Origin of the sequence: Amycolatopsis regifaucium (assembly GCF_001613935.1) — a bacterium.
Taxonomy (GTDB): Bacteria; Actinomycetota; Actinomycetes; order Mycobacteriales; family Pseudonocardiaceae; genus Amycolatopsis; species Amycolatopsis regifaucium.
Genome location: NZ_LQCI01000010.1, coordinates 48,846 through 62,694, shown reverse-complemented (window position 1 = coordinate 62,694; position 13,849 = coordinate 48,846). Strand labels below are relative to the sequence as shown.

12 protein-coding genes are annotated in these 13,849 nt (G+C 69.4%); 1 reads left to right on the top strand and 11 read right to left on the bottom strand.

Annotated features, from left to right (window positions below; translation table 11 throughout):
• Positions 1 to 44: 44 nt before the first annotated feature.
• From bsaP to AVL48_RS12585, 8 genes are all read right to left on the bottom strand, one after another.
• Positions 45 to 248 (bottom strand): biotin synthase auxiliary protein BsaP, encoded by a 204-nt coding sequence (bsaP, locus tag AVL48_RS12620; RefSeq protein WP_061983159.1) that lies wholly within the window; start codon positions 246 to 248, stop codon positions 45 to 47.
• Positions 235 to 1,251, bottom strand: a complete 1,017-nt coding sequence (gene bioB / locus AVL48_RS12615) for a biotin synthase BioB (RefSeq protein WP_061983158.1) — start codon at positions 1,249 to 1,251, stop codon at positions 235 to 237. Before bioB ends, bsaP begins: the two co-directional genes overlap by 14 nt.
• 84 nt (positions 1,252 to 1,335) lie before the next feature.
• Positions 1,336 to 2,052 (bottom strand): dethiobiotin synthase, encoded by a 717-nt coding sequence (gene bioD, locus AVL48_RS12610; protein ID WP_177242360.1) that lies wholly within the window; start codon positions 2,050 to 2,052, stop codon positions 1,336 to 1,338.
• 54 nt (positions 2,053 to 2,106) lie between these two features.
• Complete coding sequence (locus AVL48_RS12605) at positions 2,107 to 4,311, bottom strand: bifunctional SulP family inorganic anion transporter/carbonic anhydrase (RefSeq protein ID WP_061983338.1); 2,205 nt, start codon at positions 4,309 to 4,311, stop codon at positions 2,107 to 2,109.
• A gap of 222 nt (positions 4,312 to 4,533) precedes the next feature.
• Positions 4,534 to 6,792, bottom strand: a complete 2,259-nt coding sequence (locus AVL48_RS12600) for a bifunctional SulP family inorganic anion transporter/carbonic anhydrase (RefSeq protein WP_061983156.1) — start codon at positions 6,790 to 6,792, stop codon at positions 4,534 to 4,536.
• A gap of 239 nt (positions 6,793 to 7,031) precedes the next feature.
• Entirely contained in the window at positions 7,032 to 8,312 is a 1,281-nt protein-coding gene (locus AVL48_RS12595) for an adenosylmethionine--8-amino-7-oxononanoate transaminase (RefSeq protein ID WP_061983155.1), read from the bottom strand.
• Between the two features lie 25 nt (positions 8,313 to 8,337).
• Entirely contained in the window at positions 8,338 to 9,546 is a 1,209-nt protein-coding gene (locus AVL48_RS12590; RefSeq protein WP_061983154.1) for a cytochrome P450 family protein, read from the bottom strand.
• A 26-nt stretch (positions 9,547 to 9,572) separates the two neighbouring features.
• The gene (locus tag AVL48_RS12585; protein ID WP_082857628.1) at positions 9,573 to 9,926 is read right to left on the bottom strand and encodes an SRPBCC domain-containing protein; all 354 of its coding nucleotides are present in this window, start codon (positions 9,924 to 9,926) and stop codon (positions 9,573 to 9,575) included.
• Between the two features lie 124 nt (positions 9,927 to 10,050).
• On the opposite strand from AVL48_RS12585, the gene AVL48_RS12580 reads away from it, so the two are divergent.
• Positions 10,051 to 10,674: a nucleoside/nucleotide kinase family protein gene (locus AVL48_RS12580; RefSeq protein ID WP_061983152.1), complete on the top strand. Its 624-nt coding sequence runs from the start codon at positions 10,051 to 10,053 to the stop codon at positions 10,672 to 10,674.
• Between the two features lie 12 nt (positions 10,675 to 10,686).
• Here AVL48_RS12580 and AVL48_RS12575 read toward each other — a convergent pair whose 3' ends face one another.
• The 3 genes from AVL48_RS12575 to AVL48_RS12565 form a co-directional block, all read right to left on the bottom strand.
• Entirely contained in the window at positions 10,687 to 11,844 is a 1,158-nt protein-coding gene (locus tag AVL48_RS12575) for a glycosyltransferase family 4 protein (protein ID WP_177242359.1), read from the bottom strand.
• A gap of 98 nt (positions 11,845 to 11,942) precedes the next feature.
• Entirely contained in the window at positions 11,943 to 12,995 is a 1,053-nt protein-coding gene (locus AVL48_RS12570; protein ID WP_061983151.1) for a C40 family peptidase, read from the bottom strand.
• Between the two features lie 445 nt (positions 12,996 to 13,440).
• Positions 13,441 to 13,668: a hypothetical protein gene (locus tag AVL48_RS12565; RefSeq protein ID WP_061983336.1), complete on the bottom strand. Its 228-nt coding sequence runs from the start codon at positions 13,666 to 13,668 to the stop codon at positions 13,441 to 13,443.
• Between the last annotated feature and the right edge of the window lie 181 nt (positions 13,669 to 13,849).

The following is a 13,849-nucleotide window of genomic DNA, read 5'->3' as shown; positions in this document are numbered from 1 at the left end:
TGCACGCGCAAGTACCGCGTTCAGAGGACTGAACGCGGAGCGAGTCAGCCCGCGAGTTCGCCGTGCCGGCTGCACCGCGCGGTCCAGCCCACCGGGGTGATCTGGACGACCATCCGCCGCGCGCAGAAGGTGCAGTAGCGCGGCGGTTCGAGTGCGGTTCTCGGGTTGTGGCAAGCGGGATGTTCGGCACCGTCCTCGGACGGTTGTCCACAATGGACGCAGAACGCCGGTCGGTCAGAGGACGTCACTGATCGCCTTCACCGGCATCTTCAGCTCTTCGAGCATCTCCAGATCCGCGGTGGCCGGGCGGCCGAGGTTGGTCAGGTAATTGCCGACGATGATCGCGTTGATCCCGCCGAGCATGCCCTGCTTGGTGCCCAGATCGCCGAAGGTCAGCTCCCGGCCGCCGGAGAACCGCAGCAGCGGCCGCGGCATCGCCAGCCGGAACGCGGCCACGGTGCGCAGCGCGTCCTTGCCTTCGACGACCTCGTAGCCCTCGTACGGCGTACCCGGCTGCGGGATGAGGAAGTTCATCGTGCACTCGTCGGGGTTCAGCTCGGCCAGCTGCGCGGCGAACTCGGCGCGCTGCTCGATGCTCTCTCCCATGCCGATGATGCCGCCGCAGCAGACCTCCATGCCCGCCTCGCGGATCATGCGCAGGGTCTCCCAGCGCTCTTCCCACGTGTGCGTGGTGACGACGTTCGCGAAATGCGAGCGCGCGGTCTCCAGGTTGTGGTTGTAGCGGTGCACCCCCATCTCGACGAGTTCGTCGACCTGCTCCTGGGTGAGCATGCCGAGCGAACAGGCGATCTGGATGTCGTTGCCGTCCTCGCGGATCGCCTTGATCCCTTCGCGGACCTGCGAGAGCAGCCGCTTGTCGGGGCCGCGGACGGCGGCGACGATGCAGAATTCGGTCGCGCCGGTCTCGGCGGTCTGGCGGGCGGCCTTGACCAGGCCGGGGATGTCCAGCCACGCCGAACGCACCGGCGTCGGGAACCGGCCGGACTGCGAGCAGAAGTGGCAGTCCTCGGGGCAGCCGCCGGTTTTGAGGCTGATGATGCCCTCGACCTCGACCTCGGGGCCGCACCAGCGCATCCGGACCTCGTGGGCCAGCGCCAGCAGATCGGTCAGGTGGTCGTCGTCGAGCCGCAGCACTTCGAGGATCTGCTCCTCGCTGAGCCCGACGCCACGCTCGAGGACCTGGTCACGCGCCACGGCGAGGATGTCGACGGTCTCCGGGGCTGTGGTCACGAGGCGGCTCCTGTTCGAGGTGGGGCGGCAAAGCAAAGGCACATCATCGTGCACGACCGGACGCCTCGCACACAGCGACGCAGGTCACTTCTGCGCCGACGCGCGGCCGGCGAAGCGTTCGGGGTCGAATTCCCCGCCGAACCACGGCGAGAGACCCGCCTTGGCCAGCGCGGTGAATTCCGCGGGCTCGGCGGTGCCCATCCCGGCGGGCAGCACGCCCAGCAGCGGGGCACCGGCGGCGACCGGCAGGTCCTCGAGATTCGACACCGCCGCCAGGTCGGGCTCGTCGGGCCAGGCACCGACGATCACCCCGGCCACGGTGAGCCCGCGTTTGGTCGCGACCTCGGCGGTCAGCGCGGTCGCGTTGAGCGTGCCCAGCCCGGCCTCGGCCACGATGATGACCAGCGCGCCGAGCGACCAGGCGACGTCGGCCAGCGTGGCGCCGTCGGCGTCGAACCGGACCAGCAGACCGCCCGCGCCCTCGATGAGGGTGAGGTCGTGGTCGCCGTCGAGCTCGCTCGCGGCGGCGGCGATCTCGCTCGGGGAAAGCGTCGGCAGCCCGGACAGCCGCGCGGCCGCTTCCGGCGACAACGGATCCGGATATCGCAGCAGCTCGCGGGTGGTGACCGGACCGGCGAGGCGGGTGACGTCGGCGAGGTCGCCGGGTTCGTCCGGGCCCACCCCGGTCTGGGCCGGTTTCAGTACGGCGACACGCTGGCCTTGACCGGCGGCCAGTGCGGCGATGGCGGCGGTTGAGATCGTCTTGCCGACACCCGTACCGGTGCCGGTCATGACCAGCATGCTCACGTACCGAGAACTTAGTGGGTCCGGATCGAGCCGTGCTGAACGGCTCCGCTAGCTCCCCGAAGCGGCGACGGCGCCGACGGGTGAGAACGACGGCCCGCCGTCGTCCGACAGGTAGACCTGGGCGGCGCCGACGTCGAAGTACATGCCGGTCAGGTGCAGGTCGCCCCGTGCCTCCGCCTCGGCGATCAGCGGGTAGTCACGCAGATGGTCCAGCTGCTGCAGCACGTTCTGCAGGGCCAGCCGGTTGACCTCGGCGTCGGGACGCTCACCGTCGAGGGTCACCGAGACCTCGCGCTTGGCGCTCGGCTCGGCGTGCCGCAGCCAGGAGGTCAGCATCGGCGTGCCGTCGGGGGCGCCGGTGGCCAGCGCCTGCATCGCGCCGCAGCCGGAGTGCCCGCAGACCACGATTTCGCGCACCTTCAGCACGCCGACGGCGAACTCGACGGTGGCACCCATCGACGGATCGGCCTGGCGGGCGGGCACCAGGTTCCCGATGTTGCGGACGGTGAACAGGTCGCCGGGACCACTCGTGGTGATCATGTTCGGCACGATCCGCGCGTCACCGCAGGTGATGAACAGGGTGTGCGGCGACTGACCGCCTGCCAGCTTGCTGAGCGCGGGCTGCATGAGCGCGGCGGTGCGCCGCTGGAACTCGGTCGCGCCGCGCAGGGTCGGGCCGCCGCGCTGGCCGGGCACCTCGACGTCCTTGGCCTGCCAGTCCGACCACGGTGCGAGGAACCGGGGCACCGAACGCACCGCGGCCGTCCTGGACAACGTGGGATCGCCGGACTTGCCGTTGGCGAACCACGGATGCCCGATTTCGTCGACGAGCACTTCGCCGCCCGCGCGCTCGTGTCCCTGCTGCCAGTTCGAAAGGCTTTCGAAGGCGGCGTGATCGAGGTAGTCGACGACAAGCTCCAGGGTGACCTTCGCGCCGTTGGGCACGGTCGCGAGCACCCGGCTGAGCCTCGGCACCGAAAGGAACGTCAGGACGCCTTCGACGACGACACGCCACTCGTCACCGTCGCGTTCGGCGTGGATCCCGGACCACACCGTGCGGCGCAGCATCAGCAGCACGGACAACGCGATGCCGAGCAGCACACCGGTGAGCAGGTCGAAGACGACGACACCGGCGAGCGTCACCAGGTACAGGCCCAGGTCACCGTGTTTGAGGACCATCTTCATGTGGCCGGGGTTGACCAGCTTCGCGCCGACGTGGACGAGCAGTCCGGCCAGTGCCGCGAGCGGGATGTTCTGGATCAGCCCGGCGAACGCGGCGACGAACACCAGGATCCAGACGCCGTGCAGGATCGCGGACACTCGGGTGCGGGCACCGGCGGCGACGTTGGTCGAGCTGCGGACGATCACGCCGGTGACGGGGAGACCGCCCAGCGCGCCCGAGGTCATGTTCGCGGCACCCTGGCCGATCAGTTCGCGGTCGAGGTTCGACCGCGGCCCGGTGTGCATCTTGTCGACCGCGACGGCCGAGAGCAGGCTTTCCACGCTGGCGATCAGCGCGATGGTGACGACCGCGACGGCGAACGCGCCCCAGCCGCCGTCCGGCAGTTGGGGAGCGAAGCGGATGGAGAGCAGGTCTCCAGGCAGTTCGACGCGGGGCAGGGTCATCCCGGTGGTCACGGACAGCACGGTCACGACCGCGATGGCGGCCAGCGGCCCGGGGATCTTCCGGACGGACTCGGGCAGCCGCGGCCACAGCAGCAGGATACCGATGGTGAGGACACCGATCAGGGCGGCGGTGTCGTGGTGGCCGACGATCTGCGCGGGCAGTTCGGCGATGTTCGCGAGCGCGGAGCTCTGCGCCGAGCCGCCCAGCACGACGTGGAGCTGACCGAGGACGATGGTGACACCGATTCCGGCGAGCATGCCGTGCACGATGGCGGGCGAGATCGCGAGCGCCGCGCGGGCGATCCGGCTCAGCCCGAGCAGGATCTGCAGCCCGCCGGCGGCGACGGTGATGGCGCAGGTGGTCGCCCACCCGAAGGTCGCGATCGTTTCCGCCATGATCACCGTCAGTCCGGCGGCCGGACCACTGACCTGGAGCGCGGAGCCGCCGAGCGCGCCGGCGACCACACCGCCGACGACGGCGGCGATCAGCCCCGCGACGATCGGCGCCCCTGAAGCGAGCGCGATCCCCAGCGAGAGCGGGACCGCGACGAGGAACACCACCAGCGATGCGGGCAGGTCGTGCCGAAGCACGGCGCGAGGTTGGAACTTTTTTGACGTGGCCAGCATGATCACCAGGAAACTGGTGATTTGTCCGCTTTGCACCACCTGATCGAGTGAATATCGTCCCGCAGAAGGGTGGCATGGCCCACTTTCGAGCTGCATTGTTACTTCGAGATGACTTCGACGTTTCGAACGACCTCATGGCTCTCACGTGCTGGGATCCACACCCTCGACTGCGTGAAGGCCCTCTTCACTGCGTCCAACGCAGTGAAGAGGGCCTTCACGTACTTACGAACTCACCGGCGAAGCAGCCGACGTGAACGACCGGTGTGCCGCGTCGAGCAGGTACACGCTCGCCTTCCCGACGTCGAAGTACATCCCGGTGAGCCGGAGTTCACCGCGCGCCAGCGCCGCGTCGACGACCGGGTACGAGCGCAGATTCTCCAGTTGCTGCACCACGTTGTGCAGGGCGAGCTGATCGGTCTCGCGGTCGGGACGCGCGCCGTCGAGCAGCACCGGCCCTTCGCTTTCCCTGCGCCGCAACGTTTGTTCGCCGTGACGCAGCCAGCCACCCAGCCGCACGAACCCGGTGGGCGCGTCCCCGAGCAGCGCCTTCATCGCACCGCAGCCGGAATGCCCGCACACCACCACTTCCCGCACCCGCAACAGCCCGACGGCGTACTCGATCGCCGCCCCCACCGAGAAATCCGCTTCGGTACTGGCGTGCGGGACGAGGTTTCCGATGTTCCGCACGGTGAACAGATCCCCCGGACCGCTGGTGGTGATCAGGTTCGGCACGATCCGCGCGTCGCCACAGGTGACGAACAGCGTATGCGGCCGTTGCCCGTCGGCCAGTCCGTCCCAGGTCCGCCGCAGCAGCGGCGCCGTCCGCCGCTGGAACTCCGAAGCACCGCGGCACAACGGGACACTGCCGCCGCGCTGCCCCGGCAGTTCGAGATGTTCCGCCTGCCACTCCGACCACGGCGCGAGCCAGCGCGGCACCACCCGGGACGCGACGCCGCGCCGCACGGTCGGCACCCCCGCCTTGCCGCGCCCGAACCACGGATGACCGATCTCGTCGACGATCACGACTCCCCCGGCCCGCTCGTGTGCCCGCTGCCAGCCGCGCAGGCAGTCGAAAGCGGCGTGGTCGAGATAGTCGACGAAGAGTTCCAGCGTCACCTCCGCCCGCTCGGGGACCCCGGCGAGGACGGTCGTGAGCCTTGGCACGGAAAGGAAAGTGAGCGCGCCCTCGATGACGACGCGGGTCCGCGCGCCGTCCGGTTCGACGTGGATGCCGGAGAACAGCATCCGGCGCAGCATCAGCACGAGCGCCACCGCGATCCCCGCGACGACGCCGGTGAGCAGATTGACGGCGACGGCACCGGTCAAGGTCGCGAGGTAGACCGGCAGGTCGCCGTGGCGGCGGACCTCGCGGAGGCTGGTGAGGTTGACGAGTTTGGCGCCGACGTAGACGAGGAGTCCGGCGAGCGCGGCGAGCGGGATCAGCCGCAGCGCGTCGGTCAGGAACAGGCAGCAGCCGAGGATCCAGACGCTGTGCAGGATCGTCGACATCCGGGTGCGGGCGCCCGCTTCGAAGTTGGTCATGGTGCGCACGACGACGCCGGTGACCGGGAAGCCGCCGAACGAGCCGGCGGCGACGTTCGCCAGTCCCTGCCCGATCAGTTCGCGGTTGAGGTCGGTGCGCGGCCCGTCGCGCAGCTTGTCGATGGCGAGGGCCGACAGCAGGCTTTCGAGGCTGGCGATGAGCGCGATGCTGAGCACGGCGGCGGCGATCGCCGCCCAGGAACCGGACGGCGCTTCGGGGACGAAACCCAGCCCTGGCAGGCCGTTCGGGAGATCGACGCGCGGCAGGTCCATGCCCGCCGCGACGGAAAGGCCGGTGGCCACCGCGACGGCGGCCAGCGGGCCGGGGACGCGGCGCACGGAACTCGGCATCCGGGTCCAGGCCAGCAGGACACCGACGGTGACCACGCCGATCAGCGCGGCCTGGTCGTGGTGGCCGACGAGCTGACCGGGCAACGCGAGGACGTTCGCGATCGCGGAACCCTGCGCCGCTCCGCCGAGTACGACGTGCAGCTGCCCGAGGACGATGATCAGGCCGATTCCGGCGAGCAGGCCGTGCACGATGGCCGGCGAGATCGCCAACGCGGCCTTGGCGACGCGGCTGATGCCGAACAGGATTTGGACCACGCCCGCCGCGGCGGTGATGGCGCAGGTGGCGGCCCAGCCGAAGGCGGCGATCGTCTCCGCGAGGACGACGGTCAGCGCGGCGGAAGGGCCGCTGACCTGAAGGGCGGAACCGCCGCAGAGGCTCGCGACGAGTCCGCCGACGACGGCGGAGACGAGACCGGCGAGCAAGGGTGCTCCGGCGGCGTGGGCGACGCCGAGCGAGAGAGGGACGGCCACGAGGAAGACGACGACCGAAGCCGGGATGTCGTGGCGAAGGTTCTTCAGGAGGGTCGATGTGGGGTTGCGGCGGCCCGGTGGCCCGGTGTCGTGCTCGTCACCAACGATGTCGATCATGGGGGCAGGAAACCCGATCGGCGCGCAAAAGTCCGCTACGCAAAGGATTCTCAGGTTTGCTTGCGCACCGAAGAACTAGAGCATAACGGATTTTTGCGACAAACCGCTCACAACGGCTCTCGATCGGACTCGCCCGTTCGCCTGACCAAGATCAACCGATGATCACGCACTGTACCGAGCGTGGCCTTCCCGGTTTCCTGTGGCTGCCGTCACACTCTTTGGGCTGAATTTTGCCGTTTTTACGCTTTTTGTGCGGTCGCCACCATTGCGGAAGTGATCGCGGTGAGGTCGTCGGCGCCGGAAATGTAGGGCGGCATCGCGTAGATCAGGTTCCGGAACGGCCGCAGCCAGACCCCGTTCGCGGTGAGGACCTCGGTCGCCACCGCCATGTCCACCGGATGGTCCAGCTCCACCACGCCGATGGCACCGAGCACCCGCACGTCGGCGACCGCGGACAGCCCGCGAGCGGGTTCGAGCCCGGCTTTCAGCGCGGCCTCGATCCTCGGGACGTCGGACTTCCAGCCACCTTCGGCCAAGATCCCCAGCGAGGCGTTGGCCACCGCCGAGGCCAGCGGGTTCGCCATGAACGTCGGCCCGTGCGCGAGCACCGGCAGTTCGCCGCGTGAGATGCCGTCGGCGATCCGCGGCGTGCACAGTGCCGCCGCCATCGTCAGGTAACCGCCCGTCAGCGCCTTGCCGAGACAGAGGACGTCGGGGGTCACCCCGGCGTGTTCGGCGGCGAACATCCGGCCGGTGCGGCCGAACCCGGTGGCGATCTCGTCGAAGATCAGCAGGACGCCGTTGGCTTCGGTGATCTCCCGCAACGCGCGCAGGTACGCGGGCGGGTGGAACCGCATTCCGCCGGCACCCTGCACGACCGGCTCGACGATGATCGCGGCCAGTTCGCCCGCGTGCCGCTCGACCTCGGCCGCGAGCAGGTCGAGGTACGCCTGATCCGGTTCGTCGTCGAACGCGCCCGGCGGCTTGGGCAGGAACAGCTGGTCCGGCAGGATCCCCCGCCACAGCGAATGCATCCCGCCTTCGGGGTCGCAGACGCTCATCGGCGTGAACGTGTCGCCGTGGTAGCCGCCGCGCCAGGTCATCAGGCGCCGCTTTCCCTTACGCCCCACCGACTGCCAGTACTGCAGGCACATCTTCACGGCGACCTCGACCGACACCGAACCGGAGTCGCACAGGAAGACGTGCCGCAGCCCGTCCGGGGCGAGGTCCACCAGGGTCTTGGCCAGGGTGATGGCCGGCTCGTGGGTGAGCCCGCCGAACATGACGTGACTCATCCGGCCGGCCTGTTCGGCCAGCGCCGCGTCCAGCACCGGGTTCCGGTAGCCGTGGATCGCCGCCCACCAGGACGACATGCCGTCGACCAGCTCACGGCCGTCGTCGAGGGTGAGCCGCACCCCGCTCGCCTCGCGGACCAGCAACGGGCCGACCGTGCCCGGCATCGGTGAGTACGGATGCCAGACGTGTTCCGCGTCGAGGGCGAGCAGTTCTGCGGCGTCCATCCCGCGACCCTACGACACGCCCTGTTCAGCGCAGCAGCACAGGGAGGGTCTCCAGCCCGTGCACCAGGGCGCTTTCCCGCCACCGCAAGGTTTCCGGCTCGGCGGCCAGGCTCAGCCGCGGGAACCTCTCCAGCAGAGCACGCAGAGCGATCTCGGCCTCCAGCCGGGCCAGCGGGGCACCGACGCAGTAGTGGATGCCGTGGCCGAACGCGAGATGCCCGGTCGCCGACCGCGTGACGTCCAGCCGGTCCGGATCCGGGAAGCGTCCGGCGTCGCGGTTGGCGCCGAGCAGGGAGACGAACACGAACTCGCCCGCGGGGATCTCGACGTCGCCCACCTGGACGGGTTCGGCGGTGTACCGGATGGTCGCCAGGTGGATCGCGCCGTCATAGCGCAGGAATTCCTCGACCGCTCCGGGCAGCAGGGCGGGATCGGCGCGGAGCGCCGCCAGCTGCGCCGGCTCCCGCAGCAGGGCGAACACGCTGTTCGCGATCAGGTTGACCGTCGTCTCGAAACCCGCCACCAGCAGCAGGAACGCCATGGCCAGCAATTCCTCCCCGGAGAGCGAATCGCCTTCGTCACTGACGTGGATCAGGCCCGAAAGCAGGTCTTCCGCGGGCTTCGCGCGCTTTTCCTCGATGAGGTCGACGAGATACGCGTGCATCTTCGCCGCGGCGGCTTGGAGTTCCTCCGGCGTCGACCAGGCGAGCATCGTGTTCGACCACGTCGCGAACGCCGGCTGGTCGTCCGCGTGCACGCCGAGCAGCTCGCAGATCACCCGGATCGGCAGCGGAACGGCGAAAGCGGGCAGGAGGTCGACGCGCTTCGCATCGCCGATCCCGTCCAGCAGTTCCGCGGTGATCTGCTCGATCCGCGGCCTCAGCCGGGAGACGGTGCGCGCGGTGAAGGCCTGGTTGACCAGTTTGCGCAGCCGCGTGTGATCCGGCGGGTCCGTGTTGAGCATATGCCCGCCGAGGGCGCGGACCGCGCTGTCACCGGCGGATTCGAAGCCGTCGCGTTCGAAGAGCCGCTGGATGGCCGCGGGATCCTTGCCGACACGGGAATCCGCGAGGATCGCGCGGGACTCGGCATAACCGGTGACGATCCAGGCTTCCAGGCCCCGTGGCATCCGGACCTTGCGGGCCGGGCCTTCTTCCCGCAGCAGCGCGGAGATCCGGTGTGGGTCCTGGAGAAGATCCTCGGTCAGGTGTTTCGGTTTTTCGGACGACCGCATCGGTACGCTCCCCCCCAGCGCGCCGGTCAGCGTTCGGCCAGCGCGGCCACCACTCGCTCGGTCACTTCAGTCCAGTATGCCCGCTGTTCTTCGCGCTCGTCGGCGCCCGTGAGCCACTCCTGGTGGAAGCGGAGCGTGGTCTTCTGCTCGGTGCCACTCACCGTGATCTGCAGGGTGGAGTCGTGATCCCAGTCCTTCGGGCGCCAGGTCAGCCGGAGCTTGTCACCCTCGGAACGGCCGCGGATCTCGCCGGTCGTCCCGTTGGCCGTCTCGTAGGGCGCGCCCAGTTCACGACCGAGGTCGGCGCCGGGGCCGAGCCAGATCTCCACGCCCTCGCGTCCGACCAGGAAGTCCCACACCTGTGCGCCGCTGTACGGCACGGTTTGGGAAACGCCTACCTGCCAACCACTTCCGGCTGTTTTGGCCACTGCTCTCGTCACCGGCCCATCCTCGCACCGGGTGTACCGTGCGAGGTTCACCGGTCCGGGTGGAGGATCTCTTCCTGTGCGCTACCGTCCGATTTCTCCCGCTCTGCTGGTCTCCGAACTGACCGAACGCATCACGGCGATCACGGGCCGCCGCCGGATCGCGGTCGCCGTCGACGGCGCGGCCGGTGCGACCAACACCACAGCACTCGCGGACGCCCTGGTCGGTCCCCTGCGCGTCGCCGGTCACGCGGCGTTGCGGGTCTCGGCGAACGACTTCCTCCGCCCCGCCTCCCTGCGCTTCGAACGGGGCAAGGAAGACCCCGACGCGCGCTACACCGACTGGCTTGACCTCGGCGCCCTGCGCCGCGAGGTGCTCGATCCGCTCGCCGAGGGCGGCAGCGGACGGGTACTCCCCTCGCTGTGGGATCCGGTCCGCGATCGCGCCACCCGCGCCGAGCGCGTCGACCTTCCCGAAGGTGGCGTCGTCCTGCTGGACGGTGAGTTCCTGTTCGGCGCGGGCCTCGCGTTCGATCTGAGCGTGCACCTGTGGCTTTCACCCGCCGCGCTCAAGCGGCGGGTGCCCGACGAATGGGCGCTGCCCGCCTACGAGCGCTATGAAGCCGAGGTGGACCCGGTGGCGTCGGCCGACATGGTGATCCGCGTCGACGACCCGAACCACCCGGCGCGCTACGAACCCTGACGGCGCGCGCCGTCAGCGCACGGCCGCGACCGGGTCGCCGTCGAGCAGGCCGGAAAGCCTGCTCGCCATGGTGTCCCACCGCCAGTGCTCGGCCACCCATTCGCGGCCGGCGGCCCCCATCCGCCGCGCCCGCACCGGGTCGGCCAGCAACGCGGCCAGCGTCTCCCGCAACTGCTGTTCGTCACGGCCGTCGACGACGTGCCCGGTGACCTCGTCCAGCACTGTTTCCGGTGCCCCGCCGGAATTGCCGGCGACGACCGGCAGCCCGGTCGCCGAAGCCTCCAGGTAGACGATGCCGAGTCCTTCGACGTCGAGGCCCTTTCCGCGCGTCCGGGCAGGCATGGCGAAGACGTCACCGGCGTTGTAGTGCGCCGGCAACTCCTTCCACGGCACCGATCCGGTGATGACCACGTTGTCTTCGACCCCCAGCGCGCCGACCAGCCCGGTGAGCGTCTTGCGGTACGGGCCGCCGCCGACGAGCAGCAGCGCCACGTCCGGGATCCGCCTGCGGAGTTCGGGCAGGATCCTGATCAGCATGTCCTGTCCCTTGCGCGGCACCAGCCGCGAAACACACACGATCGTCGGCCGGTCGCCGAGACCGTGCCGGTCGCGGATCTCCTTGCCCGCGGCGGGATCCGGGCGGTACAGCGCGGTGTCGACGCCGCACGGCAGCATCTCCAGCCCCGCCATCGGACCGAAAGCGGCCGAAAACCGGGACCGCGTGTACTTGCTGACATAGGTGATCACGTCGACGGTGTCGCCGATCCGCCGCAACGCCTGCCGTGACCCCGGCAGCATCGACCAGCCGACCTCGTGGCCGTGCGTCGAGGCCAGCACGCGGCGGGCACCGGCCGATCGCAGCGGTTGTCCCAGCAACGCCAGCGGCGCGGCCGCGCCGAACCAGACGGCTTCGCAGTCACGGGCCCGCATGATCTCCTTGGCCCGCTTGAGCACGTCCGGTGTCGGCAGCATCAACGACGTCGGATGGCGTACCACCTCGAAGGGGGCGGCGGCGTCGAACTCGGTGTGCGAGCCGGTGCTCGACTCCCAGGACGGCGCGTACACGACGAGATCGTCCGCGGGCAGGCGGGCGGCCAGCGAGTTCAGGTAGTTCTGGATACCGCCCGGCCGGGGCGGGAAGTCGTTGGTCACCAGCAGCGTCCTCAGCACCCCTGCAGGCTACTTGGCCCCCGGCACGCGAAAGGGGCGGCACCGCCTGCGCGGTACCGCCCCTTCACCGTCCCTGTGACGGGCCGGGAATTTCTTCGTCAGGCCGTCGGGCGACGGGCTCCGACGTAGTTGTTCTGCAGCGGCGACACCTTGACGACGTCACCGGAGGTCGGCGCGTGCACCATCATGCCGTTGCCGACGTACATGCCCACGTGCGAGACGGGCGAGTAGTAGAACACCAGGTCGCCCGGCTGAAGCTGCGACTTCTCGACCGGAGCGCCGAAGGTGGACTGCTGACGGCTCGACCGCGGCAGGGAAAGACCGGCCTGCTTGTAGGCCCACTGCATCAGACCTGAGCAGTCGAACTGCGACGGACCTGTCGCACCCCACACGTACGGGCTGCCGAGCTTGCTCTTCGCGGCGGAGAGTGCCGCCGCGGCGGCGGGGCCAGGAGCGGGCAGGTTGGGGAACGCGCCGCCCTTGTCCTTCTGGGCGGCCTTGTCCGCGGCGCTCAGGTTGCCGCCGGCCCGCTCGATCTCCTTGAGCTGGTCGTTGAGCGTCTTCTGCCGCGCCTCGATGTCCGTCGTCAGCTTGGCGGCGGCGTCACGGGCGGCGGTGGCCGTCGCCTGCGCGTCCGCGGCCTTCTGCGCGGAGGCCGCGGCCTGGGCCACGGCGCCGCTCAGGTTGTTCAGAGCCGTGTTCTTGTTCGCGGCGAGGACCTCGAGCGCCGAGGAGCGGTCCAGGAAGTCCTGGGTCGACGCGCCCGACAGCAGCGACGACAGCTTGTTCAGCTGCACGCCGCTGGTGAACGACGCACCGGCGAACTTGTTGACCTCGGCCTGGAACGTCTTTTCGTCACCGGCGGCCTTGAGACCGGCTTCCTTGGCCGCCGCGGCGTCCGCGGTGGCCTTGTCGAGCTCGCCTTGCTTCGCGGCGAGATCGTCCTTCGCCTTGAGGAGGTCCTCGTTCGCCTTCTCCGCCTGCGCCGCGAGGTCGCGGTACTTGGCGAGCGCGTCCGAACCGGACGGGGGCTGTTGTTGGGCGGGGACTGGGGCAGCGGTGGCTGAAGGCTGAGCGACCGTTACCGCGGTGATCACCGCGGCCGCGGCCAAAGCTCCTGACACCACGCGCTTGACTGGATGCGACTGCACGGTCGCGCGTGTCTCCTTTGCTGTCGGCCACTGACTCAAAACCGGGGACGAAGAGGTCGGGGGCCCTCTTCCGCGAAGCCGCGTCGCCGGCCGTGAAGCCCGCGCGGTTCTCCGCGTTCCCGCCCGGCACCTGGCCGACTGCTATCGCAACAGGTTTGGTGCCCGGCTGATTCTGGTGCAACTCCCCGACAAAGCTGCTTCAGTGGCGATCCCGTGTCGCCGTCTGGCGACGACTTCCGGCCACGAGATCTCGGACAGGTTACGAAACCACAGGCACCACGTCCACCACGCCAATGACAAAAACTCTCCGTGATGCGCCGAAACACCTTCGGACCAGCATGAGCGGAAAATTGTGACGGGCGTTACATCCAGGAGGGCCATACGGCTACCTACCGTTCACCCGATCGGATCGACCACTCGTCGAATGTCCCGGTCGTGGCGTGTCTCAGGCGGTCATCCGGCGCTCCCGCTCGACCCTCCGGACCATCCGGAGACGCGGGATCATCCCCGCTTCCGCGAGCGCGTCGACCGCTTTTCGCTCGTCGGCGTCCCATTCGAGCGACGGCGGCGCGCCGAGAAGGACACTGACGACACAGTCATGACATGCGTCACCCCGGACCGCGCAGCGATCGCAATCGATGACGAGCGTCTCTCTATCCGCTATATCGGTCATGACGCACACGATAAGAGCGACCACTGACAGTTTCGGGCGTCGCGAGTGGTAATGAGGGTTGTGGCCAAGGCGCCTGAGGCAAACGTGGCGTGCTGGGTATCGCGCTCACCGGGTCCGTGAAGGCCTCCATGCCTACCCTGAAGGTAGGGAAGGGGCCCTTCGCTACGGCCGTCTACGGCGC